Origin of the sequence: Spiroplasma phoeniceum P40 (genome assembly GCF_003339775.1) — a bacterium.
GTDB lineage: Bacteria > Bacillota_I > Bacilli_A > Mycoplasmatales > Mycoplasmataceae > Spiroplasma > Spiroplasma phoeniceum.
In genome coordinates this window covers 1,690,545-1,716,888 of sequence record NZ_CP031088.1, presented here as the reverse complement: position 1 = coordinate 1,716,888, position 26,344 = coordinate 1,690,545, and the positions used below count along the sequence as shown (strand labels likewise).

The window sequence follows — 26,344 nt, the reverse complement described above, 5'->3', positions numbered from 1 at the left end:
AGGTAAAAACATGAAATTAGGAATGGTAAAAGTTTATAAAAATTGGAAAAAATTAAAAACAATAGTTAGCTATCAAACACCAAAAAAACTAGCTTTTTTTCAGTATGTAATTTTAAATGCTATTACTAATTACCCTAATAAAGAAAAAACATTAGCTGATATTTTACAGAATGAATTACAAATTTTTAATTTTAAAATTTATGCAGAATGTCTAAAGGACTTAATTGAAAAAGAAAATATTATTGAAATTAATAAGCAAACATCATTAAATTATTTAGCAAATAGTTCTGCTGAACATGATTGAATTGATCGACCAATTGGAATTTTTTACATTTCAAAAGAAGCGTTAACGGCATTAGAACAGGGCTATTTATTAAGTAAAAATAGTAATCGTGAGGCAGTTATTAATTTTGATTTTAATATTTTTTCGGGCGAAAAATATATAAATAATGAACAATTATCTTTATTAGAAAAAAATAGCAATGATTTAATTATTGTTCCAGAACAAGAACCAATTATTAATGGCGAATATTTATTTCATTTGTTAGAAAAGTACAAGTTAAATATTAATAAAAATAATATTTTTAATGCTGATACCACATTTACTTCAATTCGCACTAATAAGGGGCAAGAAATCTACTATAGTATTAATCAAATTAACAATTTATTGATTGAGGCTTATGAAGAAAAAGAAGTTATATTGTCCCTAACCACTTTTAAAGATATTAAAATTCAAATTATTAATGACCACCAATTGCAACAAATTATTGAAGATAATGTTAATTTAAAAACAAAAATTGTTGATTATTTTTTAACCGAAATGGCTAAAACTTTAAGGGATAATTTTAATTTAAATCTTCAAAAAGTAGCAACAAATATATTAGAAAGTGATTATCAGCAAGATCCGCGTTATATTACTTCTACATTAATAAATCCGAGAATTATAATTATTAATGCAGCAAGTGTTAAACCAAAAGCAGTCTTAGATAATAAATATTATTATGATAATAATATTAGTTGTATTATTTTTGTTAATGCTGAGAAGACAACTACAATGCATGATTTAACTGGTTCAATTCCAATTTTTTATTTAACTAGTGCGATTTTAACAATTAATGATAATTTTTTAACTTTATTCATCAATGATAAAAATGAGACTGAACTTTACATATTACAACCAACAGAACTTATTATGCTAAACCGTAATATTATAACAGCACAAAAATTTCTTCCGAAGTATAGTCAGATGTTATTTAATAAAATTTTAGAGGAATTAAAAAATTTAATAAATCGTCAACAGGCAAATATTTATGAAATAATTCATAATAATCAAATTGAAAATGTTTTTATTTACTGTTATTTAATTGATATTTTAAATAATAATGAAGAAAATTTTGATAATATATTGAAAAGTATGACCATAAATGATTTTAATAATAAAATTAATGTTTTATATCAATCTGAACAAATTTTAAGTAATTTAAATTTAAAACCAAATTATTTTAATAAAATGCATAAAACTTTAATTGCCCTTATGAAACAACAAGCAAAATTGCAAAAAAATATTATTAAAGCTTATCAAGTGTTAACTAATAATACTTTATTATCAAATAAAGAAGTTTTAAATATGTTGCAAGAACTTTATGACAAAAACGATGTTTCTTTAAACGAATTATTAGCATTAACTAATATTGCAGATTCATCAATTATTGAAAAAATTTGAAATCAAAATCTTTTTGCAATCTTGGATAAATTTCTTTTTGCAATCAATAATAATGATTTACATCGTGAATTATTTGATGCAATAACAACTACAACTTTAAAAAAAAATAGTACTTTATTAATTAATTTATATAGTTATGCTCAAGAATATATTAAGTATTGTAAAGAAATGAAAAAGCGAGAAACAAGTGGATTACAACGGCATTGACAAGAAATATGAGATAAAGTTGAGATTATTAAAGAGCGTTGCAAGAATATTAACAATGGTAATGAATTAATAAATCAATTACTTTATTCTTTGTCACAATTAGAAATAAAATATAAGGCAATTAAATTTAAAAATATGTTTAATTCTGAAAGCAAATTTCAGGAATATCTTAATTTATGTTCTTTTGATAAGGCAGCATTATATTTAATGAATTTAATGGAAGAAAAAATTACTCCACTTTTAAAAACAAAACATCAATTTGTACAACATATTAATGAAAAATTATTTGTTTTAAAAGATGTGTTTGATAAAAATAAATACAAACAAATTATGCAACTTTATCAAGAATTAAAATTATATTTATATTGTGAGAAAGCAAGAAATGAACACAATGATAATAAAAATCGAGATGCTTTTAAAAAAATAAAACTTAAATTAGAAGAGGTGTTAATATAAATGAGTATGAGTGTTGAACAAGTAATGTATAATTACCAAAAAAAGATTGAACGATTAAATTTAAATATTAATTTTGTTAAAGATAATTTAAAATTATTATTACAACAATTACAAGAAATTGATGCTAGTGGGTTAAATTGTCAACAAATTGAACAATATTTAGTTGAGTTAGATCAAATTTTAACTGATTTAGAGGATAACCCGTTAGTTAAAGAATTTAGTAAAGTTGAACATGTTGAATTAGAATTGGCAAAAAGAGTTAATTTTTTCTTGGAACAAAAAACCCTTCGTTTAGCAGAAATTCAACAAAAAATTGAAGTTTTGAAAATAAAAGTAATTGAAGATGAAACAAAACAACGGTTATCTAATTTAAAAAACCGAGTTAATTTAAATTATCAACAATTAGAACATGAATTAATAGCAATGTTTGATGATAATGAATCAAAAGCTTTTATTATGAATTTTTTTAAAACAAATAAGAATCATTTCAGTAATTTAAACCCAGAGGCTATTTCTGACCTTGTTCAAACAGAAGTTAAAAATTATCATACTTCAACTGATTTTTTGAAAAAACAATATCTTAGTAGTTTTAAAAAACAAATTAGTGATGATAAATTTGTTAATACAGAATTAGCTCCAGCATTAGAAGAATTTGCCCAAATGCCAGCAGCTGATACTACTGTTTTAAACGCAAAAGCTTTAGCATTACAAAATCAAATTATTAATAAACAATTAGATGAATCAGCGCGGAAACATGGTATTACATCAATTTTACAAGCAATTCAAAAACGTGGTTTTATTGTTGAAAGTAATGATATTCGTATTACGAAAGAAAATGAAGATAGTTTAGTTATTGTTTATGCAAAAAAAGTAACCGGAGAAGAGGCAATTTTTAAAGTATATTTAGATGGGCGCTTTACATATAAATTCGAAGGTTATGAAGGTCATGCACATGATATAGATGAACAACCGTTTATTAACGATTTATCAATGTATGATGTTTCTTTATCAAAAGAAATAAAAAAATCTTATTTAAATCCTGATAAAATTATAAATCAAGCAAAGATTCAAATTGATAGTAAATCAAAAAAGAAATAATTAACATTTTTAGGTTAAAAAACATTATAATTAAAGAAATAGTTAGAGGTGACTATAAATGAGTGTAAAAAGTAATTTAGATAAGTTAAAAAATCAAATTGGAATTAAACGATGTGTTATTCTTGAAGGCAATGTTAATGATATTTATCAAACAAATAGTGGTTATGTTGGTTTAAAAGATCGATTATTTGGATTATTAAGAGAAAAAGGCTTTAATGATATTTTTATGTGAGACCGGATTGATGGTCTAAGCGGAGGAAATCTGAAAAATTTAACATTAACAGTAGAAACACAACAAAAGAGTAAAGAAGGTGAAGCATATGATTTTGGTCAAGAAGTAATTAAAAATGCAAATGAAGAAAAAAATGGTCCAACGGGAAAATTTCCAACTTTAGCAGAATTTTTTACTATTGTTCGTCGTAATATGTTAGTTGCAAGTTCTAAAAAAGCCGCTTTTATTGCTGACTTTTCTGATTATTTATTTTCTAATGAACAGACCTTAAGCGAAGAAGAACGTGTTAATTTAATTTCATTAAGTAAAGCTTTTCGAGATAAAAAATTTGATCAATCAGAAATAATTGATTTTGATACAGCTATTATTTTTATCACTAATAGTGTTGGAAAATTGCCAACGTCATTTTATTTGCATAATCCAGATGTAACAACAATTACTTTAACAAAACCAAATCGTGAAGAACGAGAAAAGTTCATTTTAACTAATAAGAATTTTTTTAAAATTACCGAAGATTTAAATACTGATATTTTAAAATTACAAGATATTTATGATACGATGGAAGGATGAACTTTGAAAGAAGTTTATCAATTAATTAAGTTTTCAAACAATATTTCAGAACGCTTACCATTTGAAAAATTATTAAATTCTTATCAATACGGTGATAAAGTTTCACCATGAGAAGAAATGAATTATGAAAAATTAGCAACTATTGAAAAAGAATTAAAAAAACGAGTTATTGGGCAAGATCATGCCATTGAAAAAGTGAAGAATGTTGTTTATAAAGCTTTTACTGGATTATCAGGTGTTCAATATTCATCAAAACGAACAAAACCAAAAGGTACATTGTTTTTTGTTGGACCAACTGGAGTAGGAAAAACTGAATTAGCAAAAGCATTGGCCAAATTTTTATTTGGTGATGAAAAAAATTGTATTCGGTTTGATATGTCGGAATATAACCAAGAAGCAAGTGATCAAAAATTAATTGGTGCACCACCTGGTTATGTTGGTTATGAAGAAGGAGGACAATTAACAAATGCAATTAAAGAAAAGCCATTTAGTGTACTTTTATTTGATGAAATTGAAAAATCTCATCCGCGAATTTTAGATAAATTCTTACAAATTTTAGAAGATGGTCGTTTAACTGATAATAAAGGTCAAACTGTTACTTTTTCTGATTCGTTTATTATTTTTACTTCAAATATTGGTGCAAGTGAAGTTGATGATAATTTATCATTTTTAGAAATTGAAAAGCAATTTATTCAAAAAGTATCTGATCATTTTCGAACTGAATTAAAACGACCAGAATTATTAGGGCGAATTGGAAATAATATTATTCCGTTTAATTTTATTAAGGATATTAATTTTAAAGCAAAATTAATTACACAAAAATTACAGCCCATTCAAACAGCTGTTTGAGAAAAATATAAGATTAAATTAGAATTTTTGGAATTACCACAAATTTTACCAATTATTATTCATGATGCTGATGATAAAAAGGGTGGTCGTGATTTGTTAAATAGTATTGAAAAGCATGTCGTTGATGGCTTGAGTTCATTTATTTTTGCAAATCAAACTAAATTTAAAGCTGGAGAAACAATATTAGCACAAGCAAATGGTCATCAAATTGAATATTGTTTTAAATAAAAAATGAGTAATTTAATTAATTTTAATCGTTTTGTTTCTTTTACAACCATTGAAGGGCCTGGAAAACGATTCGCATTATGAATGCAAGGATGTATTATTAATTGCAAAGGATGTAGTAATCAGGAAATGATTCCTCTCATTAATCGGAATGTAATGGAAGTCATTGACCTTTTTAAGGCGATTAGAGACGCTAAAGAGCGCTTTAAAATTGAGGGGATTACCATTTTAGGGGGAGAACCATTTATTCAACCACGAGCGCTCTTAGAACTAGTCACTTTATGTCAAACAAATAATTTAACAGTAATTGTTTTTTCTGGTTTTTTATATGAACTATTGCTAGAAAAGCATCCAGCAATTTTATCTAAAATTGATATATTAATTGATGGACCATTTATTATTGAAAAGTTAGATAAAAAACGACGATTAATTGGCTCTACAAACCAGCGTGTGATTAAACTAAGCAATGTTTATCAAAATAATGATTATTTTGAACAAAATGTTATTGAAGCAGAATTTACTGTAACTAAAAATAATAGTATGATTATTAATGGAGATGGAGCTCATTTAATTAATAATGAAGAAAAAATAAGAAAAGAGGAGGCCATAAAAATGGGAGCATTTAAATTAGACGGGTATGTATTTTCACATTTTACCCAAGATATTATTAAAGTTGGTGATAAGTTAGAATTTAAAGGAACTAATGCTGATATGAGTGATTTTCACCTTAGTGATGTTAAAACACAATATAAAGTTATATCGGTAATTCCAAGTATTGATGCAAGTGTTTGTTATACTCAAACTGTTAAATTTAACAAAAATATGAAAGATTATCCTAATGCACGATTAATCACAGTCTCACGTGATTTACCATTTACGCAAGAAAGATGTTGTGAATCTTTTAGAGATGAAGCACATTTTTTAGTGTCAGATTATAATTATCGTGATTTTGGGACAAAGACAGGATTAGTTTTTACTGCTTTGCAAATTTTGCCACGAGCAGTTCTTATCTTAAACCAAGATAATATTGTAGAATATCTTGAAATTGTTAATCCAATTGGAAATGAACCAAATTATCAAGCTATTTATGATTTTTTAGATAGTAGAAAATAAAAAAAGTATTTTGCTTATAAATACTTTTTTTATTTTAAAATTAACATTTGTTGAATTTCTGCCAAATCACGTAGTTTTTCTTTATCAACGTTAATCTTAAAGTTATATCCTTCATCTTTTTGATATTTTGGAATAATATGAAGATGATAATGAAAAACCTTTTGAAAAGCTTCATTTTTTTCATTGCTAACATAATTAATTCCAACAGGTTTTAATGTTTGATACATTTTCTGGGCAATTATTTTTCCAATTTTAGCAACTTCTGTTAAGTACTCATCATCAGTAACACTATAATATTCAAAGTGCTTTTTTGGAATAACTAAGGTATGACCATCACTATTGGGGAATGCATCTAAAAAAGCATAAACTAAGTTATTTTCATAAATTTTTTTACTTGGTATTTTTTGAGCAATAATTTCACAAAAAATACAATTGTTTTCATTCATGTTAATTTCAACTCCTTATGTAATTAATTATAGCAAATAATTATAGCAAATAACTACTATCGTTGATTAATTAAGTTATTTTTAATATAAAAAAAGAAGATTTTTTTTAATCTTCTTTAATAATATACGATCCGATTGCATCATACAAAGTTTGTGAATAAACATTTTCTGGATTATTGGCAAAGGCTAAGGAATATAATCTTGTCTTTGCTGCTGTTTGTAAATTTTGTTGTTGTGCAAAAGTATATTCAATTCATTTTAGGATTTGACCTTTAATATTTTTTGTAATGTCAACTGGTGTTCCATCTTCATTATAAAGAGCTTCACCATTTTCATTGTATGTTCCTAAATAACCTTTTTCATTATATAATCATGATAATGAACGCTTAATACCACCTTGTTGTGCTAATCAAGCTTGATCTAAATCAGTTGGTGTTCCTCCTGATCCGTATCAAGTTAATGATAATTCTTTATTGTTTTTATTATCATTTTTATAATTAATATTCATATTTTTCATTAAATCAACAGCATAAATTGGTAATACCAAAACAACTGACCCGTATCTTTTATTTGTATCTAAGAATTGGTAACTTGAAGGGTCTGTTCCTTCACCTGATTTTATAATACCTGGTGTTTCTGTATCAATAATTTTTTGTTTATATGCATCAGCATTGTTTAAAGTTGTAAAAATATTATTTGGGTTTTTATTTTTATCAATTCCAACAAATCCTTTAAAACCACTAATCCCAAAAATTGGATCAATCCCATCTTTAATCATATTATTAAAGATTTTACTTTGGTTTTTCTCATTAAACATGTCTTTAAGTTTTTTTATTAAAATATCCTGATTATTAGTTAAATCAGAATTTAATTGTTCAACATTTGCTAATGGTTCTTTATCTGTATCTTTATTATTAAATAATTTGTCTAATTCTTCTTTATCTAGTTTTAATTCTCACACCATTTTAACATATGATTTTCATCGTGCTACACTAATGGTATCTCATGATTGAATAGCATTAAATAATGCACTATTTCGATTTAGATAAATTGAACTATTATCTCCGCTACCATAGCGCTTAATCTCGTTTTGGTGTAAGTATGTTGCAGTAATAATTTTATCAATAACTGCTGGTACTTCAACATGTGTATAATAATCTTTAAACCGAACTTTTAATGCAACTTTTTTTTCATTTTCTGACATTGTATTAAAGTCAGTATAATTAGCTCCAGCACTTTTACTTTTAATTTCGAAATTAGCTTCTCCTTGCTCTTTTCTTGATTTCATATAATTTGGTTTATCTGTTCCTTTTCAGAAATATGATTGAGTACCGCCAACATATCAACCTTCTGATTGATAATCAGGTGCATATCCTTGTCCTGCAATTGTTGTTTCTAAAGGTGTTGAATTAGAAATTCCATTAAAGTATTTTGTACTTAAATTATCAAGTGCAACTTGCTCAACAAAGTTAATAAATTGTTTTATTAATAATGAATCAGGTTGGTTAACGTCAATTGTTACTCCGGTATAACGTGCTCTTGTTGCTTCTTCTGAAGCATAGAAAAATTTTGAAATATTAGTATCTAATAATCTTACAGCCATTTCTTTTAGGGCTGCTTTAGTGAAAATGTCATTAAATGAATATTTGACAACATTTGATTCATTTTCTGAATTAATTTGTGCAATAATTCAACGTTTAACTTCATCAGAAATTGCGAGGTCGGTAAATCTTTCAAAATCTTTTTTTGCACATGCATAAAGACTTGTGCCAGTAGAAGAAAGAATAGACATTGCTCCTAAAATACTTAGTAGTTTTTTCATTATCGTCTACCTCCTATTTTATAAAAAAACTTTATTGGATTTGTTATTACAGGAGGGAATTGATACACTCATAATGGAGTTTCTGCCAAAACAGTTGATTTTGTGTAATTTAAACCAATTTCTTCATTTCATACTTTTGCGTTACTAATTTTTTCAACAATAGTTTTTGGATCAATCTTAGCAGCGGGTCCTCCCATTTTATATCCTTCAATTGTTTTATTTTCTGCTTCGAAACTACTGTATAAACGTTGAACAGCACCTCCTGATAAATTAGTTGACATTGCATTAATAATTGAAATAAATCAATCATGATTTGTCTCATGTTTTTCTGAATCTTTAAAAGTAAGAAAGTTTTTCAATCATTCTTGTGGACCAGCACCATTTGTTAAGATTTTATTATTAAAATTATTGAAAAAGTCATAAATTCAAAATCATCATGTTTTATCATCAGTTGAACCAGAACTTAATGTAGCATATTTTTTAACTTCATTTAAAACATTAAATTTTAGTTTACTGTTATTATTGCTATTTACTAAACTACGATTTACTAAATATCATAAGTATTGAGCATTACTAAATTGTGTATTCATCTTTTGTTTTGTTTTGTCAACTGTCATGATTTTTGATTTATCTGTTAATGAACTATAAAAATTACTTGAATAATTTAAACTTTTAAATTGTCAATTGCTATCATAAGCGTCGTATGATGTTGGGTCATCATCCTTTAGATATTCTTGGCCATCAATATGAACTAAGTTTAAAGCATTTGCATCAAAGAAACTAATAACAATATCATTAGTAGTACCAATTTTTCAGGCAGCACTAATTGGATCGGTTGGATTTTTACGATTAATTTTACTTACCGCACCATTTATATCACCAGGCGCAGTTTCACCAGGTGCATTAATGCTATTATATACACTTGATTTTAAAATATTTGATTTAACAGCATCAGCTTGTGTACTTAAAGTTAATAAATCTGATGATGGAGTAACTGTACCTTCACTGTTAGTAGTAAAGTCTTCTCAACTTTTAGCTGAGGATAAAGTTCCTAAATCTTTATTAATTTGTGTTTTTGTTGTTTCATCAAAAATATCTGCTGTAAAACCAGTATTAGTTGGTGTTGCTCCGGATTTAAAAGCATATGTTATTTTTGAAATTGCTAAAGGTTTTTCATTTTGGAATCATTTTTCAATTATATATTTTTGAAATAATGATAGTTGCCCAACATCATATGTTTCACTTAATTCAGGAGTACCAACTGATGTTTTAGATGAATTTTTAAAAATAGGTGTTGCAACTGGTGGATGGTTACTCAAATATTCAGTAATTTTATAATTAAAAGTTCCTAAATCTGTTGCAATTGTATTAATACGAGTATTAATTTCAGCGATTGTTAAGTTTGATAGATTATCAATAAATTTTTTTTCATCTTCATTTCAACTAAAAGCTAATGCCAATTGAGTACGTAAATTTTGATTGTCAGCATTTCAATCGTCTGCTTTATTTCCGTTTTTAAGGAAACTAGCAAAATCCCTTAAAATTATAACTGCGCTTTCAGTGTTATTTTGTCTGTATACACGCATATTGTTATTTAATAAAACATTAGTTAACATTTGTGTTGCACTAATTCCGCCATCAGCACCAGTTGTCATAATGGCAGCTTTATAATTTTGTTCTTCAATTTCATATTTTTTGTTGCCACTAGCACCGCTGATATCTTTATAATTTGAATCTAAAAAATCATTATATTTTTTTTCTCAATTTTTTTTATCACTGTCTTTAAAACTTTGTTTCTTTCTCTCAACAGTATTATTTGTATTTGTGATTAGTAATTGTCATTGTGTTTTTAAAATCTCTTTTAAATTTTTATAATCAGCAATATCACCGATTGTAGTTTCTTTTGATACAAAAAATTTATCAGGGTTCGCTAAAATTGCAACGCTTAAAATTTGCATTAATTGAACTGACATTTTGATTCTTGTTGCGCCATCTCATTGGGTTGGATCATTTGTTCATTTTCCATTTCCGGCATCTACAAATGGATTTTCTAATACACTTCAAATATCAGGAGAAGTGATTTTTTTACCACCAAAAATTCCTGGAATTCATGCTCAAATGCTATCACCATTTTCATTTTTATGTTGATTATTTTTTTCTTTAGTACTACAAGCCGCCGTTCCAAATGCGGTTACTCCCACTAATATCATACTGCTTAGTGATGATAAAAGTTTTTTCATTTTAGTTCATCCTTCCTCTTGACTTTTTATTTTTGTACTTTTTGATAAAAAATACTAACTACATTCTATTAAAAAAATATAATAAAGTCTACTTTTATTGTACAATAAAAGTAGACTTTATTAATTAAAAAATAAAGATAATTTCACTTCGGGATTAATATAATACATATTTTCAAAGGAGGGGCTAAAGTGAAAAAAATTGAAATCAAAGATTTATTTGTTTCTGCTGATAATGATATTATTTTAAATGGTTTAAATTTAACTGTTAATGTTAATGAAATTCATGCTTTAATGGGACCTAATGGAAATGGAAAATCAACTTTATTATCAACAATTATGGGGCATCCTAGTTATACTGTTGAAAGTGGGGATATTTTAATTGATGGGGAAAGTATTTTAAACAAAACGGTTGATGAACGAAGTAAAATGGGAATATTTTTTGCAATGCAATCACCAGTTGAAATTTCTGGAGTTTTAAATTTAGATTTTTTAAAAGCAATTATTAATGCTCATCGTGATTCACCAATTAAATTACCAGAATTATACCAAGATATTAACCGTAATATTAAAAATTTAAAAATTGATGATAGTATGATTCGTCGTTATTTAAATACTGGTTTTTCAGGGGGAGAAAAGAAAAAAAATGAGATTTTACAGTTAAATTTATTAAGCCCATCTTTAGCTTTAATTGATGAAATTGATTCAGGTTTAGATGTTGATGCTTTAAATGTTGTTAGTACTGAGTTAAATAAAATGCGAAATAAGCATTTTGCTGCAATTATTGTGTCCCATTATGATCGCTTTTTTAATTTAGTGCAACCAACACATGCTCATGTTATTGTTAAGGGTAAAATTGTTAAAAGTGGAGATTATAATTTAGTTAAAAAAATTAACGAAGAGGGATACGAATGATTATTACAAGAATTAGATTTAACAGTAGAAAATAAACAAAGGGGTGTTAATACTTTAGCGGGAATTGGGTGTGCTGCTCAAAAAGGTAAGTAAAAATGCAAGTTTTAATGAATGAACAAAAAATTATTGGTGACAATTTTACTATTGATGCAACAACACCCAAATTAACATTTACGAATAATAAAGCTGGTGAAGTTATTAATATTAATTTTGCTACTAATCTTGTTAATGAAACTTTTTTGTTTTTTTTAAATTTAACTTCAGAAGTAACAATTAACTACAATATTCCTGCTAATAGTCAAATTAATATTATTAATATTTACAAAAATCGTGAATGTGAACAAATAGCTAATCTTTTTTATAACTTATTAGAAAAAGCACAAGTTAATATTTATCACTTAAATATTGTTAATAGTAGTATTACTGAGAACATCACCCTTAATTTGCGGGGTAAACGTAGTGCTATTAAATATTATTTGGCAAGTCTGTCAACACATGAATATCATAAAAATGCGATTATTTATGCTCATCATTTAGCCCCAGCAACCGAAAGTGAAATTAAAACTTACTCAATTGCAAAAGATAATTCATTACAAACTGTTAAATGTACTAGTCATATTGAAAAAACAATGGGTAAATCAGAAGCTCATCAAGAATTACGATTACTAGTTTTTGATAAAACTTCAAAAGCAATTTCTGATCCGATTTTGTTAATTGATGAAAATGATATTAAAGCAAGTCATGCTAATGCGGTTGGGATGCTAGACCCAGAGCAAATATTTTATTTACAAACAAGAGGTTTGACAATAACGCAGGCTCGAAAATTAATTTGTATGGGTTATTTTAAAAATGTGATTGATGCAATTGAGGATGAGGAATTACAAAAAAATATTATTGATGAAATTGATACAGAAATTGGAGAATAATGATGATTGATTATAGAGAAATTAAAAAACAATTTCCTTTTTTTAAAAATAATTCTGAGCAAATTTATCTTGATAGTGCTGCTACTAGCTTAAAACCACAAGTTGTTATTGATGCTATTAATGATTATTATACAAATTATGGAACTAATCCGCATAATACTGATAGTGATTTAGGATATAAAACAAATGTTCAATATAAACTTGTTCGTCAGAAACTTCAGCATTTTATTAATGCTAAAAAGGTTTCAGAAGTTATTTTTGTCCCTGGAGCAACTTATGGATTAAACCAAATTGCATATGGTTTAAGTTCAAAGATTACAGCGGGTGATGAGATTCTAATTACAAAACAAGAACATGGTGCAAATATTTTACCGTGATATCGGATGGCACAAGAAAAAAAAGCAGTTGTTAAGTTTTTACCAGAAATAAATTTTCAAATTGATTTAAAACAATTAGCAAGAGTTATTACTGCTAAAACAAAGATTGTTTCTTTTGCTAATGTGCCAAATATTTTAGGATATGAAAATGATCCAACATCAATTGTTACAATGATTAAAAAAATTAATCCGGAAATAATTGTTGTGATTGATTGTGCACAGGGTGTTATTCATATGCCAACTGATGTTCAAAAGTGAAATGCTGATTTTATTACTTTTTCAGCCCATAAAATTTTTGGCCCAACTGGAATTGGGATTTTATGAGGAAAAGAAGAATTATTGCTACAATTACAGCCGTTAATTGTTGGCGGTGGTATGAATACTCGAATTGATAATAATGGTTTAGATTATAGTTTAAAAAAATTACCAGACCGGTTAGAAGCGGGTTCAGCTAATATTGCTGATATTTTTGGTTTTGGAGCAGCAATTGATTTTGTTAATAGCCTTACTTTAACAGAAATTATTAAATATAATAATCAGTTAAAACAATATGCAATTCAACAGTTTAATAAAAAATTAAAAGATAAAGCAATAATTTATAATCCTGATAGCAAGGGACCAACATTAGTTTTTAATATTAAAAATGTTTTTTGTCAGGATGTTACAATGCATTTAGGAAGCTGCAATAAGATTACTGTTCGGAGTGGTGATCATTGTGCGCGGTTAATTGGTACTGTTATTCCAGAGAAAAATACAATTAGAGCTAGTTTTTCAATTTATAATAGTTATGAAGATATTGATTTGTTAGTATCGGCACTTGCAAATGATAAAGATTTTTTAGGAAGGTTGGTTTAAATGGAATTTAATAAAAATGACCCAATGTTTTTACGACAAATTATTATGGACCATTATTCAGAACCACAATACAAAGGTTTAACAAAGAAACCAACAGTTTATTCAATTCATCAAGCTTCTGAATCATGTATTGATGATATTTATTTAGAATTAATGATTGAAGGGAATAAAATTATAAGTGCTCGGTTTGACGGTGTTGGTTGTGCAATTTCAACAGCATCAAGTGACATTATGGCGCAAGAGCTAGAAGGAAAAACAATGAAGGATGGTTTAGCAATTATTGAAAATTATTTAGCAATGGTTTTTGACAAACAATATGATGAGAACAAGTTAAACGATTTAATTGCTTTTATTAATATTGCAAAACAACCTAATCGAATTAAATGTGCGACAATTGGTGTTACTGGTTTTCAAACATTATTATTAGATTTATTAAAAACAGATAATGATTAATGCCAAAGGAGGTCTTATTAATGCCAAAATTAAAGCAAGAAAAAGAAATTAAAGAAATTTCTAGTTATAAATATGGTTTTAATGATGGAGATATTTCTTACTATAATACTGGGAAAGGTCTTAATGAAACAATTATTAATGAAATTTCAGATCATAAAAATGAACCAGATTGAATGCGAGAATATCGGTTACAGTCATATCATAATTTTTTAAAAATAAAAAATCCAAGTTGAGGACCAAACTTAGAATTTATAGATTTTGATGAGTATATTTATTATATTAAACCAACAGAACATATTGCATCAAAATGAGATGAGGTTCCTGAAAAAATTAAAAAAACCTTTGACCGGTTAGGTTTACCAGAAGCCGAACGTGAATATTTAGCTGGAATTAAAGCTCAATATGATAGTGAGCCAGTTTATGGAAGTATGTTAAAAGAAGTTGAAAAAAAAGGAATTATTTTTTTAGATTGTGATACCGCATTACGTCAACATCCAGCGTTATTTAAAAAATATTTTGGAACATTAGTACCAAATACAGATAATAAATATGCTGCTTTAAATGGAGCTGTTTGATCAGGTGGATCATTTATTTATGTTCCAAAGGGAGTTAAATTAGAAAAACCATTGCAGGCTTATTTCCGGATTAATTATCAGAATAGTGGTCAGTTTGAACGCACATTAATTATTGTTGATGATGATGCAGAATTACACTATATTGAAGGATGCACAGCACCAATTTATTCTCGTGATTCTTTACATGCTGCTATTGTTGAAATTTTTGTGGGAAAAAATGCAAAAATGCGTTATACAACTGTTCAAAACTGGAGTGATAATGTTTTAAATTTAGTAACAAAACGTAGCATTGTTGATGAAAATGGTCAAATGGAATGAATTGATGGTAATATTGGATCAAAAATTAATATGAAGTATCCGAGTGTTATTTTAAAAGGAAATAATAGTAAAGGAAAATGTATTTCAATTGCGGTAGCAAAGGAAAATGTTATTCAAGATGCTGGTTCAAAAATGATTCATTTGGGAAAAAATACTTCTTCTAAAATTATTTCTAAATCAATGACTTTTAATGGTGGGACAGCAAACTATCGTGGGTTAGTTCATATTGGACCAAAAGCACAGTATTCAAAAGCTAGGGTTGAATGTGATACTCTAATTCTAGATGGAAAATCACATTCCGATACAATTCCTCAGAATAAAGTTTATAATAATGAATCACAAATTGAGCATGAAGCAACAGTAAGTAAAGTTTCTGAGGAACAATTATTTTATTTACAAAGTCGTGGTTTATCAGAACAAGAAGCTTTGGAAATGATTATTATGGGATTTTTAGAACCATTTACAAGAGAATTACCGATGGAATATGCAGTTGAATTAAATCAGTTAATTAAAATGGATATGGAAGGTAGTGTTGGTTAATGATAACTTGTGCTAAACAAGAAATTCGACAAGAAAAATTGCTTGTAAGAAGCAAGATTTCATCTGAGTTACGACAGCAAAAAGAAACTCAGATTTTTAATACTTTTTTTCAACATCGGGGTGTACAAAATAGTAAAACAATTGCTCTTTATTATTCAATCAAAAATGAAGTTAATACTATTTTTATTATTAAGCAATTATTTGCATTAAAAATTAATGTTTTATTACCACGAATGGATGGTAATAATTTAAAATTTTATCATATTACCAATTTAACAACTGATTTAGAATTTAATTCACGTTTTGCTCTTTATGAACCATTAAATTCATTGCCAATAATTGATGCAAAAAAAATTGATGTTATTGTTGTTCCAATCGTTGCTTTTGATCAAAACAATTTTCGGTTAGGATATGGGAAAGGCTATTATGATCGGTTTTTAAAAAATTATTATCATCTTGTGATTGGACTAGCATTTATTGAACAGTTAGTGCCAACCCCTTTGCCAGTTGAAGAACACGATGTTAAAATAGAAATTATTATTAGTGCTTAAAAATTAAGGAGCCAGAATGAACTTACCATTATTACGTGTTGTTAGTAAATATTGATTTACATCATGACATACTTATTTAGTAACATTTGTTTTACAAGTTATTTTATATTTTATTAGCATTCGTGTGACTAATATGTTTAATAGTAATGCTAGTTATTTATCGTTACCAGGGTCAATTTTATTAGTGGGGGGGTTCTTAGTGGTATTCTTGATTTAGCAATTGCTTTTTATGAATTTCGAAAAACTACTTTTGCACGCCAATTGCATTTATTAAAAGCTTCAATTTATCAATTAATTTTAGTTTTAATTGCCATTATTTTAATTGCCATTAATTTAATTACTAGTTTAATTGGTTAACTTTGGTTATTTTTAATTGCTTTTTTAGTTATGGTGAAGGAATTCATATTGAATGAATTAATTGACTTGCATTATGTTGAGCTATTATATTAAGTTCTTTTTTAGCATCTTTAATTGGTATTTTAATTGCGCTTTGTTCAAATGATTTGAAGGTTATTTTAGTGATAGCAATTTTATTTTTTTATTATTTGCTTTTTTATCGGGATTATTTTTTCCAATTGGTGTTGTGCGTAGTGACAAATTTTTAAATATTATTGGTTACTTGTTGCCGTTAAGTTATCCATCATCAATTATGGATAGTGCTTGTTTTTGAAATGTTCCTGCGTGAATTTTAGACTCTAATTTATATTCTAATTTAAAATATTTTTCTGATTTACATAATATTTGAATACCTTCGATAGTTAGTTTAAGTTGAAGTTTTACTTTTTTTATTTTTATTTTTGTTATTAATTATTATAAATATAACTAAAAAATGTGGTATGATAGTTTTAGACAATTTAATAAATAGTTATTTAGAGTTAGGGAATTGAGTGCGAATCTTGAGCTGTCCCAGCAACTGTGATATTGACGAAAGCCACATTAGCCACTGAAAGGAAAACTTTTGGGAAGGCGGTTAGTGGGATGAAATTAAGCCAGTAGACCTTTCTAAATTTAATTAGTATTATTATATAACTCCTGGGTGTGAGTCATGTAATTATTTTGTAAATAAATAATTTAGTGATTTTTATATAAAAAGCATGTTGGGGAATGCTTTTTAATTTACTGCAACTAGAATTAAATTGTCCATTGTTAATTTGCTAAAAAAAATAATAAAATGAAAAGAAAATATTATTACTATTCCTAAGTTCTATATTTATTTTTTCACCAACATTAACAACAATTTCTTGTAAAAATGTTGATGAATAGCTTTCCTATTGTTATCCAAATTGAATTTATCAAATGAAGACAGAGGAAAATGAAGAATTTGCAGTTGGTTATAATAATTATTATTTACCAACTGCATCAAGTACCTTCCAACAAAAAGATTGGTTAGATCTTAATCAAGAAGCACATATTTATCTTTATTTTATAAAAATGTTGTAAGTCTTGATGAAGTAATGCAAAAATTACAGTTTGGTGATACTGCTCATATGCAAGATGTAAAGCATCTTTATGAGCCAATAACATTTACAAAAACTGATGATGATAATGTTTATATTTCTAATTCCTTTTTGACGCAAAAACCCCCTGTTAATTTTTATACAATATAATGGCACAAGAATAATGGCACAAGAAAAATGAAAAGATCTTAAAAATAGTAAAAATATGAAGCAACTAAATGACCGATTTCAAAAAGAGTTTGAACAATGAGGAACAATTCGTGATTCTCATCCAGTGCAAGAAGTGGATGGAAAACAATTTGTTTGATGAAATTCTAACCGTTGGGATGTTTTATTGCAGACGGAAATCCAGAAGGCAATATATGGAGTTTGAAGTAGCACTAAAAATAAAATTCAAGTGGGAATGAATATTCCCCATTAAGCCTTGTTAGTAAAGGTTCAATTAGAGTGTCAAAAACTAAGGCTCAAAGTGTATTTCGAATAGATCTAAATTATCAAGAAGATTGAATAAATAATAGTTTTAATAAAATAAAATACCGATTACCCCACTGAGGTTTTTATTTTAAAATCATTGGTGAAAATAAGGCCCAATATATTTCACCACAACTAATTCCTGCAATTAATAATACTTTTCGTGTGACTGATGTTTTGACATATTTAACATCGCGAAATTGAAATTCTTTTAATAATAAAGGTTATAAAAATAAAGGTTATAAAAATGCCAAAATAATTTCATAATTTTATTGTATAATTATTTATAATTATCTTGGAAGGAGATGAAATTATTAAGACATTAACATGACCAAAAATTTTAATGTTTATTGGCGCAGCTTGAATTATTATTATTGGCATTTTATTCGCTGCTGGCGTTCCAACAAAAACTTCAATTTACGGATGAGACACAAGTTGACCAGTTTTATTGCTTTTAGGAATTTTGTATATTTTAGTTCCGCTATCAGTTAAACCAGGCTTTTGATCATTATTATGAGCACTTGCAATTACTGGTTTAGCAGTAATTTTCTTAGTTGGATTTTTTGTAAAAGCAGATTATCAATCACCCTGAACGTATTTAGGGGCCATTCCTAATCTTTTTATTGGAGTTGGAGCATTAGGATGGATTTTTGTTCACGAGTAAAAATTTAATGCTATTAAGAAATGATATTAAAATAATTTTAATATCATTTTTTTTATTTATAAATAAACTTTATAGTAATAAGACAAAAAGAACAAAATAATTGTTCTATTTTTCTTGTTCAAGTTCTTGATTTTGTTCGGTTTGATTAAATTCTGTATAAATTTTTTGAATATCTTTTATTCTTTGTGGTTTAGGAATTGGATTAATTTTTGTCGCAGGACTGTTAATGTTATTTGTTGATATGTGTGATTGGATTGGCACAAGTCTACCATTTTTATCAATCATCTTTTGTAATTCTGCTTGTCCTGTTTGGGGTAAAGAAATTTGATTTTTTTTCCCTTCTCTTGAAGCATCTGTAGCAATTGAACTTCATTCATTTATTACATTTTCATTAATTCCCATTTGTTTTCAATTTTTTGTTACATTTTTGCAAGTAGAACTTTCCATTTTTTCAGATTCTTTTTTATTAAAGCCAAGTGTTGTAAAAAAAAGAATTAAGACCTTTTTTAAATGATTTATATATTTTTTTTAGATGGTTTTTCATTTCTTATGTAAATTCCATATTAAAATTTCCTTATTAGATTGGCATCCTGTACGATGAACCCGTAAAAAAGCAACTCTTGTTAGAGTTGTTTTTTATTTGAAAAACAACTTTTGAAAAACAACTTAATAGCAGTGTGGGACGGTTATTTTAAATAACTAAGTGCTTCCATAAGAACATGAGTTTATGCTCATTCCCACAAGAAGCCGTCCGAGGCAAGTACTGAAATAGTGTATGAGAAAAAAGGCAAATCGGGGCTGGTTAATAACTAAGCCATAGTCGTGATAAGTCCAAGGCTAATATCGAACGACAATAAATATTGAGATAGTGACTTAAATAATTGAATTTGTGAAATGCGTGGTTGGTTGGAGTTTAAAAAAAGATAGCATTCGGTCCTTCATATGGATGCAAGTAAATTTAATTTCAAAAACTGAGCGTTGCATCCCTGAAAAGGGAACGGAAGAAGGAAGACAATATATGTCTGGTGGAAAACAAATAAAAATAGTTGTATATTTACAAAATACAAAATATAGAACAATTAACATACCGCCACCGCTCACCTCCAGTGAAGCGGATGGCGTAGTAAATAAATAGATAAATACTTATATAACTAATTCTCGCTTCGGCACTTTCACTTGGGAGTGAGTGCCAGCGAGTTAAAACTAGGAGGAATTATAATGACAGAATATAAAAGTAAATATATTAATGAAAATTGTCTTAAAAAAATATTGAGGATATTGCTTTAAATGTAATCAAGAAAATAAATTAAATGAATTAATGCGTAAAAGTTACCTGGTTTCACAAGATGAAATTACTGATGAACATTGAGCATTAGGAAAACAAAATTAGGGGGAATTAAATTATGGAAAAAAGATACTTATTAGTAATGAAATTTGAAAATGAAGTTCTAACTAAATCGTTTTATACATTAAAAGAAGCAAAACTTAATGCTAGTGTTGAAAATGAAAATGAATTATTAACAACCATTATTGATTTGGAAAACGAAAATATTAAATGACAAGGATGTGAATAATATGTGAAAAGATGAAAATGGAAATACTTATACCGAAGAAGATTTATTTAATGAAGCATTAGAAGAATGTTATTCAGAAGAGAGTGCTTATGACTATATTGAAAAATTAATTATGGAAAAGAATTTGGAGGAAATTTAAAATGAATAATAATGATAATATTGTAAAAGATATAGTTCAAAATGTTAATTTCCCATTTTTAATTAAAAGTAATGATTTTAAAGAATTAAATTTAAAAGCATTAAATATTAAAAAATGAATTGATGAAAATTGGCAAGAATTAGCAGAATTTATTTATCGTCATCGTAATTATTATAATACTACTGGTTATCCAAGATGTACATTTAAAAGATATTCCTAGTCTTGTAAGTAAAATTGATATTGTTTTTAAAAAACCATTAGAATTAATTAAAGTATTTAAAGATGATTTAAATCGAATTCGTACTAATATTATTCATTTTGAAAAATATATTGAAAATCATAAAATTGAAATTAAAAATAATATTAATCAAGTACTAATTAAAAAACAAAATGAATTATTTAAATAACAAGAATTAAAAAAACAAGAATTACTTGAAAAAGCAAATAGTTTAACACCAGATATGGGTCTTGATATAGACCAAATTCAAGATGAGCAAGTTCGTGTAATGGAACAAATTGAGCAAATTGATAAATCATTAGAACCAATACAATTAAAAAAAGTTGGTATTAATTTAATTAAAGAAAAATTATTAATAAAAGATATTGAAGTATTAGGGATTGATGATGATTTTTTAGAAAATGCTAATCAATATGAACAATTAATTATGTAAAATGAAGTTCAACAAATCTTTATTAATTAAATAATGTATAATGTACGATGAAGCGGCAAAAAAGCAACTCTTGTTAAAGGGTTGTTTTTTTATTTGAAATAAAACAACTCCTAAAAGGAGGTAATGATAATTAAACAACAAAAAATATGTGATGTTAATGATTGTTATAAATTATCATCATTCATCACCGAAGAATTTGTATCAAATAAAGTTTTATGAACTTGTGAAAAACATAGAAATTTATTGAATAAGGTAAAAGATAAAACACAACAACAATTTTATCAAAAACTAGAAAATTCAAAAATTATCTTTGATTATGAAACTGGTTCATTAAAAATTTGATTTTATAAAACAACTTAATGCAGAGTGGGACGGTTATTTTAAATAACTAAGTGCTTCCATAAGAACATGAGTATTAACTCATTCCCACAGCCGTCCGAGGCAAGTACTGAAATAGTGTATGAGGAAAGAGGTAAATCGGCGTTGGTTATTATTTTTAATAACTTGCGATAGTGGTGATGTGTCCAAGGCTAACATCAAACCACAATAAAAATAGAGATGGTGACACAAACAATTAAATTTGCGATTAGCATTAGGTCCTTCAAATTGATGCGAGTAAATTTAATTTCAAAAACTGAGCGTTGCCTCCTTGAAAAAGGAACGGAGAAGGAAGACATATATATGTCTGGCGTCTAATTTAAAAATATAGTTGCAGATTTTTAATAGATGCTAAAACAAACATAACACCGCCACCGCTTACCCCAGTAAAGCGGATGGCGTAGTAAATAAATAGATAAATACTTATATAACTAATTATCGCTTCGGCACTTTCACTTGGGAGTGAGTGCCAGCGAGTTAAAGATAGGAGAAAAAATGATGGAATATAAAAGTAAATATATTAATAAAACTTGAGATGAAATAACAACATCTTTTGATTGAGTTAATTGTCAACCTATTGATTGTCGTATTTTACATCATAAAAAACATTATGATTTTCAATGTTTAGAATGAGCAAAAATGTACTTAAATTTATTTAAAGATAAATGAGGTGTTATTGCGTCTTATATGGAACATTACAAAATTAACGATATTTTAGATTTAGCATCAGATGGATGAAAAATATTACAATTTGAGAAAAAAATAAAAGGAATAATTTAGGAGGTAAAGATGAAAAAGAAATATTGTCTTAAAAAAAGATATTGAGGTTATTGCTTTAAATGTGATAAACAAAATAAATATATCCCTACCCACAATGAAATTACTGATGAACATTGAGCATTAAATAAAAAGAATTAGGAGGAATTAAATATGAGTATATGAACATTAATAATAATCATAATAAATATTATTTCATGCTTAGTGTCATTACCTTTTACAATATATGGAATAATCCAAGTCATTAAAACTAAAAAAATAATTAAAAAGATTAAAAGTAGGAAGGAATAAAATTATGGAAAAAAGATACTTATTAGTAATGAAATTTGAAAATGAAGTTCTAACTAAATCGTTTTATACATTAAAAGAAGCAAAACTTACTGCTAGTGTTGAAAATGAAAATGAATGATTAACAACCATTATTGATTTAGAAAACGAAAATATTAAATGACAAGGAGATAAATAATATGAAAGAAATTAGAAATTTACAATTATCAGAATTTCAAAAAGAAATTATTAATAAATTAGATGATGAGTACTGCTATAAAATTTCATCACAAGAACAAAATAAAGATACCGCTATTAATATTATTGATAATGATGGTAATTTCTTGTTAGAAATATCAAGTAGCGACGACTATGTATCAATAAATGAATTAATAAAAAATAGGGAAAAAAGCATTGAAAATCTTAATGGATATCTTAAAAAAAGTTTAAATATGTGTAAACCATATACTGAAAGCATTGAAAATCATAAAAAAACTATTAAATTATTAGAACTTATATTAAAGGAGAATAAATAATATGTGAAAAGATGAAGATGGCAAAGTTTACACAAAAGAAGATTTATTTAATGAAGCATTAGAAGAATGTCATTCAGAAGAAAGTGCTTATGACTATATTGATACTTTAATTGCAGAAAAGAATTTGGAGGAATTATAAAATGAAAACATTACAAGATTTAATTAAAGATTTAACAGGAATTGATGTTGAACAAAATCAAATCAGTAAATATTTAGAAAGTAAAACATTAGATTTACGAGGTGCTGATTTATTAGAAGCTGATTTACAATGTGCTGATTTATGTTGGGCTGATTTACGAGATGCTGTTTTAATAGAAGCTGATTTATATCGTGCTGATTTATCTGGCGCTAGTTTACGAGGTGCTGATTTACAAGGTGCTAATTTAAGAGGTGTTAGAATTACAAAAAAACAATTAGACCAATTAACTGTTATTAAGGAGGATGAATAATGGCAAAATATTGTAAAAAATGTCAATGCCCTGTTAATCAAATTAACTCTGATTATTGTTTATTTTGTGATAATGATGTACTTAAAGAAGAACTTACAGAATTAAAACAACAAATATTATATAAAGAAGATTTTCAAAAAGTAACTTGTTTATGAGAACATAGTTCAATTTGCTGCGATAATGGAATAACATTTTATCTTAAAGATAATTCTAAATATGACAAATTACCTAGTAAGGAGGATGAATAATGAATAAATTTATTGGAATTGGAAGAACAACAAAAGATATTGAAATTAAGAAAACTCAAAATGGGAAAGAATATGCTATGTTTCAATTAGCAGTAGCAAGACCACATTCAACCCAAAAAGAAACTGATTTTATTCCTTGTCAAGTTTGAAATAAACAAGCAAATTTATTACAACAATATTGTCAAAAAGGTAGTCAAATTGCAATTACAGGTATTTTACAATCTTATAAAGATAAAGATAATAAAATACAATGAATGGTAAGAGTTTATAGTTGTGAATTTTTACAAACTAATAATAATTTAAAAAAAGATACTTTATCTGAAAAACCACAAGAAAAAATAGAATTTAATTCATCTGATACAAAAGAATTATTTAATAATGATAATCAAAATATTGGTAATGATGAAGCAATTTTATGAGATTAGATTTAAAACCTTTATATATTTATAATGATGAATTACATAAGTATAGCATTTTAATTCCTAGTGTTAGTCAAATTGTTAATATTTTATTACCAAAAGACTATTCGCAAATTGATGATAATATTTTAAAATTAGCACAAAATCGTGGAATATGTATACATAATATGATTGATGTTTGAATAAAAAATAATTTTGATGATGAATTAATTGAATTTATTGATTGTGAAATAAAATCACATCGTGAATTATTTAAAAATTTTATAAAACTATATCAAGAAACTTTTAAAGATATTAAATTTAGACATTATGAAACTGAAAAAACACTTTATAGTCCTTTAATGTGTGGTACAACTGATTTTATTGGTATAACAACAGATAATGAATATATAATGTGTGATTGAAAAATTACAAGTTCTAATGAAAAAGCGGATATTGAACGCTATATTTGACAATTAAAACTTTATTATTTATTAGAAAAAAACTTTTGTATAGATAATAAAAAAATATTAATGATAATTATAAATCCAAAATTAAAAATAGTAATTAAAGAAAAAGTTAATATTACTAAACAAGATTTAGAACAAATTAAAGAAGCCATTTTAATATGACAAGAAAGAGAGGAGTGAGAAAATGCCACAAGAAACTAAAACAAAAACCTTAATTGAAAGTATTGGAGAAATTCAATCTGATATAAATCTTTTTGTTGGTAAAAATGCCAGAAATGACCATAATAATTATAATTATTTTACAGAAAGTGACCTCTATCAAACCTTAAAACCACAATTACGTAAACAAGGTATAACTTATACTATTCAAGCAGTTGGAGAACCAAGTTTTACAGAAACACAAAGTAGTAAAGGTGGAAAATTAATAAATTATTATTCAAAAGGATTATTAACACTTTATAAAGGTAGTGAAAAAATAGAATTAGGAATTATTTTATCAGCACAAAATTCAGATATTGCAAAAGCAATTGGTAGTGCTTTAACTTATGGAGCTCGTTATTGATTATGTAAAACTTTTGGTATAGCAACAGATGAATTAGATCCTGATAGTACTGAAATAAGTAAAGAAAATAGTAATCAAGTTATTAAAGAAAATAATAATCCAAATTCAATGAGTTTAGAACATTTTAATAATATTAAAAATTTTATTACAAATACAAAAATAGATATAAATATTAAAGAAGAAGCAAAAAAATTTATTAAAGAAACTACAAGTGCAACAAAATTAGAACCAGTTATTATTAAAAAACAAAGTGAAGATTTTTATTATCAATTTAAAGAAAGGTTTTTAAAATAATGATAAAAATAGGTATTGACCCATCAGGTACTGGTACTACTGGTATTGTTATTTATGAAGATAATAAATTAGTTAAACAGCATGAATTTAAAAATAAAGATTGAAAAGAACATTTTGAGTTTATAGATGGATTTATACTTGAATATTTATATTCAGATTATTATGTAAAAAATAAAGGTAAAATTTTATCAGACATACGAAATATTGAAGATTGCTTATATACAAATGCTAATGGTTCAAAAGACCGTGATGATTTATTAAGATTACTGGGTGCGATTGAAAATACTTTATTTACTTTTAATTTTATATCACCAAAATATACTAAATCAGTTGTTAAAAATATGGAAAATTTAAGTAAATATAATAATAGTTGTTTATGAAAATATGATAAAGATCCTAATTTAACTTATCAATATGGTAAAGGTTGATTTTATAATAATGAAAAAATAAGTAATCATCTCCGCGATGCAATTATAATTGCTAATTATGAGAGGTAATATT

At 26.3% G+C, this 26,344-nt stretch carries 39 protein-coding genes and 1 riboswitch; of the genes, 35 read left to right on the top strand and 4 right to left on the bottom strand.

What is annotated here, in order from left to right:
• Positions 1–10 precede the first annotated feature (10 nt).
• The 4 genes from SDAV_RS10485 to SDAV_RS10470 are packed head-to-tail and all read left to right on the top strand — an operon-like array spanning position 11 to position 6,473.
• Positions 11–2,386, top strand: coding sequence for a hypothetical protein (locus tag SDAV_RS10485; protein WP_114565513.1), 2,376 nt, complete (start codon positions 11–13; stop codon positions 2,384–2,386).
• Positions 2,387–3,484 (top strand): hypothetical protein, encoded by a 1,098-nt coding sequence (locus SDAV_RS10480; protein ID WP_114565512.1) that lies wholly within the window; start codon positions 2,387–2,389, stop codon positions 3,482–3,484.
• Between the two features lie 58 nt (positions 3,485–3,542).
• Positions 3,543–5,363 carry an AAA family ATPase gene (locus SDAV_RS10475; RefSeq protein WP_114565511.1) on the top strand — a complete coding sequence of 607 codons (1,821 nt, stop codon included), beginning with the start codon at positions 3,543–3,545 and terminating at the stop codon, positions 5,361–5,363.
• A 3-nt stretch (positions 5,364–5,366) separates the two neighbouring features.
• Positions 5,367–6,473 (top strand): 4Fe-4S cluster-binding domain-containing protein, encoded by a 1,107-nt coding sequence (locus SDAV_RS10470; protein ID WP_114565510.1) that lies wholly within the window; start codon positions 5,367–5,369, stop codon positions 6,471–6,473.
• Positions 6,474–6,502: 29 nt separating this feature from the next.
• On the opposite strand, the gene SDAV_RS10465 is transcribed toward SDAV_RS10470, so the two are convergent.
• The 3 genes from SDAV_RS10465 to SDAV_RS10455 all read right to left on the bottom strand — a co-directional run bounded on the left by SDAV_RS10465 (position 6,503) and on the right by SDAV_RS10455 (position 10,981).
• Complete coding sequence (locus SDAV_RS10465) at positions 6,503–6,919, bottom strand: HIT family protein (RefSeq protein WP_114565509.1); 417 nt, start codon at positions 6,917–6,919, stop codon at positions 6,503–6,505.
• A 106-nt stretch (positions 6,920–7,025) separates the two neighbouring features.
• The gene (locus SDAV_RS10460) at positions 7,026–8,741 is read right to left on the bottom strand and encodes a lipoprotein (RefSeq protein ID WP_114565508.1); all 1,716 of its coding nucleotides are present in this window, start codon (positions 8,739–8,741) and stop codon (positions 7,026–7,028) included.
• Entirely contained in the window at positions 8,741–10,981 is a 2,241-nt protein-coding gene (locus tag SDAV_RS10455) for a hypothetical protein (protein WP_114565507.1), read from the bottom strand. The genes SDAV_RS10460 and SDAV_RS10455 overlap by 1 nt, the downstream gene beginning before the upstream one ends.
• Before the next feature lie 189 nt (positions 10,982–11,170).
• Here SDAV_RS10455 and sufC point away from each other — a divergent pair, with 189 nt between their 5' ends.
• The 13 genes from sufC (at position 11,171) to SDAV_RS10410 (ending at position 19,080) form a co-directional block, all read left to right on the top strand.
• Positions 11,171–11,986, top strand: a complete 816-nt coding sequence (gene sufC / locus SDAV_RS10450; RefSeq protein ID WP_114565506.1) for a Fe-S cluster assembly ATPase SufC — start codon at positions 11,171–11,173, stop codon at positions 11,984–11,986.
• A 2-nt stretch (positions 11,987–11,988) separates the two neighbouring features.
• Positions 11,989–12,819: a SufB/SufD family protein gene (locus SDAV_RS10445; protein ID WP_114565505.1), complete on the top strand. Its 831-nt coding sequence runs from the start codon at positions 11,989–11,991 to the stop codon at positions 12,817–12,819.
• Between the two features lie 2 nt (positions 12,820–12,821).
• The gene (locus SDAV_RS10440; protein WP_114565504.1) at positions 12,822–14,051 is read left to right on the top strand and encodes an aminotransferase class V-fold PLP-dependent enzyme; all 1,230 of its coding nucleotides are present in this window, start codon (positions 12,822–12,824) and stop codon (positions 14,049–14,051) included.
• Complete coding sequence (gene sufU / locus SDAV_RS10435; protein ID WP_114565503.1) at positions 14,052–14,504, top strand: Fe-S cluster assembly sulfur transfer protein SufU; 453 nt, start codon at positions 14,052–14,054, stop codon at positions 14,502–14,504.
• A 20-nt stretch (positions 14,505–14,524) separates the two neighbouring features.
• Positions 14,525–15,937, top strand: a complete 1,413-nt coding sequence (sufB, locus tag SDAV_RS10430) for a Fe-S cluster assembly protein SufB (RefSeq protein ID WP_114565502.1) — start codon at positions 14,525–14,527, stop codon at positions 15,935–15,937.
• Complete coding sequence (locus SDAV_RS10425; RefSeq protein ID WP_114565501.1) at positions 15,937–16,488, top strand: 5-formyltetrahydrofolate cyclo-ligase; 552 nt, start codon at positions 15,937–15,939, stop codon at positions 16,486–16,488. Before sufB ends, SDAV_RS10425 begins: the two co-directional genes overlap by 1 nt.
• Positions 16,489–16,504: 16 nt before the next feature.
• Positions 16,505–16,705: a hypothetical protein gene (locus tag SDAV_RS13690; protein ID WP_245938412.1), complete on the top strand. Its 201-nt coding sequence runs from the start codon at positions 16,505–16,507 to the stop codon at positions 16,703–16,705.
• Between the two features lie 273 nt (positions 16,706–16,978).
• Positions 16,979–17,314: a hypothetical protein gene (locus SDAV_RS13685; RefSeq protein ID WP_245938411.1), complete on the top strand. Its 336-nt coding sequence runs from the start codon at positions 16,979–16,981 to the stop codon at positions 17,312–17,314.
• A gap of 4 nt (positions 17,315–17,318) precedes the next feature.
• A riboswitch (cobalamin riboswitch) is annotated at positions 17,319–17,508 on the top strand.
• Between the two features lie 276 nt (positions 17,509–17,784).
• A complete protein-coding gene (locus SDAV_RS13680; RefSeq protein WP_245938410.1) occupies positions 17,785–17,928 on the top strand; it encodes a hypothetical protein in 144 nt (47 codons plus the stop codon).
• Between the two features lie 14 nt (positions 17,929–17,942).
• Positions 17,943–18,095 carry a hypothetical protein gene (locus tag SDAV_RS13675; RefSeq protein WP_245938409.1) on the top strand — a complete coding sequence of 51 codons (153 nt, stop codon included), beginning with the start codon at positions 17,943–17,945 and terminating at the stop codon, positions 18,093–18,095.
• Positions 18,096–18,108: 13 nt separating this feature from the next.
• Positions 18,109–18,366, top strand: coding sequence for a hypothetical protein (locus SDAV_RS13670; protein ID WP_245938408.1), 258 nt, complete (start codon positions 18,109–18,111; stop codon positions 18,364–18,366).
• 26 nt (positions 18,367–18,392) lie between these two features.
• Entirely contained in the window at positions 18,393–18,683 is a 291-nt protein-coding gene (locus tag SDAV_RS13665) for a hypothetical protein (RefSeq protein ID WP_245938407.1), read from the top strand.
• Positions 18,684–18,759: 76 nt separating this feature from the next.
• Positions 18,760–19,080 (top strand): hypothetical protein, encoded by a 321-nt coding sequence (locus SDAV_RS10410; protein ID WP_245938406.1) that lies wholly within the window; start codon positions 18,760–18,762, stop codon positions 19,078–19,080.
• A 105-nt stretch (positions 19,081–19,185) separates the two neighbouring features.
• On the opposite strand, the gene SDAV_RS10405 is transcribed toward SDAV_RS10410, so the two are convergent.
• Positions 19,186–19,527, bottom strand: a complete 342-nt coding sequence (locus tag SDAV_RS10405; protein WP_245938405.1) for a hypothetical protein — start codon at positions 19,525–19,527, stop codon at positions 19,186–19,188.
• A 499-nt stretch (positions 19,528–20,026) separates the two neighbouring features.
• Here SDAV_RS10405 and SDAV_RS11550 point away from each other — a divergent pair, with 499 nt between their 5' ends.
• The 18 genes from SDAV_RS11550 (at position 20,027) to SDAV_RS10350 (ending at position 26,340) form a co-directional block, all read left to right on the top strand.
• On the top strand, positions 20,027–20,215 hold the full coding sequence (locus SDAV_RS11550) for a hypothetical protein (RefSeq protein WP_151202539.1): 189 nt from the start codon (positions 20,027–20,029) through the stop codon (positions 20,213–20,215).
• Positions 20,216–20,326: 111 nt separating this feature from the next.
• Positions 20,327–20,470 carry a hypothetical protein gene (locus SDAV_RS12390; protein ID WP_186823393.1) on the top strand — a complete coding sequence of 48 codons (144 nt, stop codon included), beginning with the start codon at positions 20,327–20,329 and terminating at the stop codon, positions 20,468–20,470.
• 13 nt (positions 20,471–20,483) lie between these two features.
• Entirely contained in the window at positions 20,484–20,654 is a 171-nt protein-coding gene (locus SDAV_RS12385) for a hypothetical protein (protein WP_186823392.1), read from the top strand.
• Between the two features lies 1 nt (position 20,655).
• Positions 20,656–20,793 (top strand): hypothetical protein, encoded by a 138-nt coding sequence (locus SDAV_RS12380; protein ID WP_186823391.1) that lies wholly within the window; start codon positions 20,656–20,658, stop codon positions 20,791–20,793.
• Between the two features lies 1 nt (position 20,794).
• Positions 20,795–21,013: a hypothetical protein gene (locus SDAV_RS10400; RefSeq protein ID WP_114565499.1), complete on the top strand. Its 219-nt coding sequence runs from the start codon at positions 20,795–20,797 to the stop codon at positions 21,011–21,013.
• A gap of 241 nt (positions 21,014–21,254) precedes the next feature.
• On the top strand, positions 21,255–21,464 hold the full coding sequence (locus SDAV_RS10395) for a hypothetical protein (RefSeq protein WP_114565498.1): 210 nt from the start codon (positions 21,255–21,257) through the stop codon (positions 21,462–21,464).
• Positions 21,465–21,587: 123 nt separating this feature from the next.
• Positions 21,588–21,824 carry a hypothetical protein gene (locus tag SDAV_RS10390; protein WP_114565475.1) on the top strand — a complete coding sequence of 79 codons (237 nt, stop codon included), beginning with the start codon at positions 21,588–21,590 and terminating at the stop codon, positions 21,822–21,824.
• 516 nt (positions 21,825–22,340) lie between these two features.
• Positions 22,341–22,622 carry a hypothetical protein gene (locus SDAV_RS10385; RefSeq protein ID WP_114564609.1) on the top strand — a complete coding sequence of 94 codons (282 nt, stop codon included), beginning with the start codon at positions 22,341–22,343 and terminating at the stop codon, positions 22,620–22,622.
• 9 nt (positions 22,623–22,631) lie between these two features.
• On the top strand, positions 22,632–22,760 hold the full coding sequence (locus tag SDAV_RS14195) for a hypothetical protein (RefSeq protein ID WP_281268803.1): 129 nt from the start codon (positions 22,632–22,634) through the stop codon (positions 22,758–22,760).
• A 154-nt stretch (positions 22,761–22,914) separates the two neighbouring features.
• Positions 22,915–23,085, top strand: coding sequence for a hypothetical protein (locus SDAV_RS12375; RefSeq protein WP_186823384.1), 171 nt, complete (start codon positions 22,915–22,917; stop codon positions 23,083–23,085).
• Between the two features lies 1 nt (position 23,086).
• Positions 23,087–23,422 carry a hypothetical protein gene (locus SDAV_RS10380; protein WP_114564119.1) on the top strand — a complete coding sequence of 112 codons (336 nt, stop codon included), beginning with the start codon at positions 23,087–23,089 and terminating at the stop codon, positions 23,420–23,422.
• A 1-nt stretch (position 23,423) separates the two neighbouring features.
• Positions 23,424–23,561: a hypothetical protein gene (locus SDAV_RS12370; RefSeq protein ID WP_157092848.1), complete on the top strand. Its 138-nt coding sequence runs from the start codon at positions 23,424–23,426 to the stop codon at positions 23,559–23,561.
• A 1-nt stretch (position 23,562) separates the two neighbouring features.
• A complete protein-coding gene (locus SDAV_RS10375) occupies positions 23,563–23,871 on the top strand; it encodes a pentapeptide repeat-containing protein (RefSeq protein ID WP_114565474.1) in 309 nt (102 codons plus the stop codon).
• Positions 23,871–24,119 carry a hypothetical protein gene (locus SDAV_RS10370; RefSeq protein ID WP_114564607.1) on the top strand — a complete coding sequence of 83 codons (249 nt, stop codon included), beginning with the start codon at positions 23,871–23,873 and terminating at the stop codon, positions 24,117–24,119. Before SDAV_RS10375 ends, SDAV_RS10370 begins: the two co-directional genes overlap by 1 nt.
• Positions 24,119–24,544 carry a single-stranded DNA-binding protein gene (locus tag SDAV_RS10365; RefSeq protein ID WP_114564606.1) on the top strand — a complete coding sequence of 142 codons (426 nt, stop codon included), beginning with the start codon at positions 24,119–24,121 and terminating at the stop codon, positions 24,542–24,544. Before SDAV_RS10370 ends, SDAV_RS10365 begins: the two co-directional genes overlap by 1 nt.
• The gene (locus SDAV_RS10360) at positions 24,535–25,188 is read left to right on the top strand and encodes a hypothetical protein (protein WP_114564605.1); all 654 of its coding nucleotides are present in this window, start codon (positions 24,535–24,537) and stop codon (positions 25,186–25,188) included. Before SDAV_RS10365 ends, SDAV_RS10360 begins: the two co-directional genes overlap by 10 nt.
• Positions 25,172–25,843, top strand: a complete 672-nt coding sequence (locus tag SDAV_RS10355; RefSeq protein WP_114564604.1) for an ERF family protein — start codon at positions 25,172–25,174, stop codon at positions 25,841–25,843. The genes SDAV_RS10360 and SDAV_RS10355 overlap by 17 nt, the downstream gene beginning before the upstream one ends.
• Positions 25,843–26,340 (top strand): hypothetical protein, encoded by a 498-nt coding sequence (locus SDAV_RS10350; RefSeq protein WP_114565056.1) that lies wholly within the window; start codon positions 25,843–25,845, stop codon positions 26,338–26,340. The genes SDAV_RS10355 and SDAV_RS10350 overlap by 1 nt, the downstream gene beginning before the upstream one ends.
• Positions 26,341–26,344: the final 4 nt, after the last annotated feature.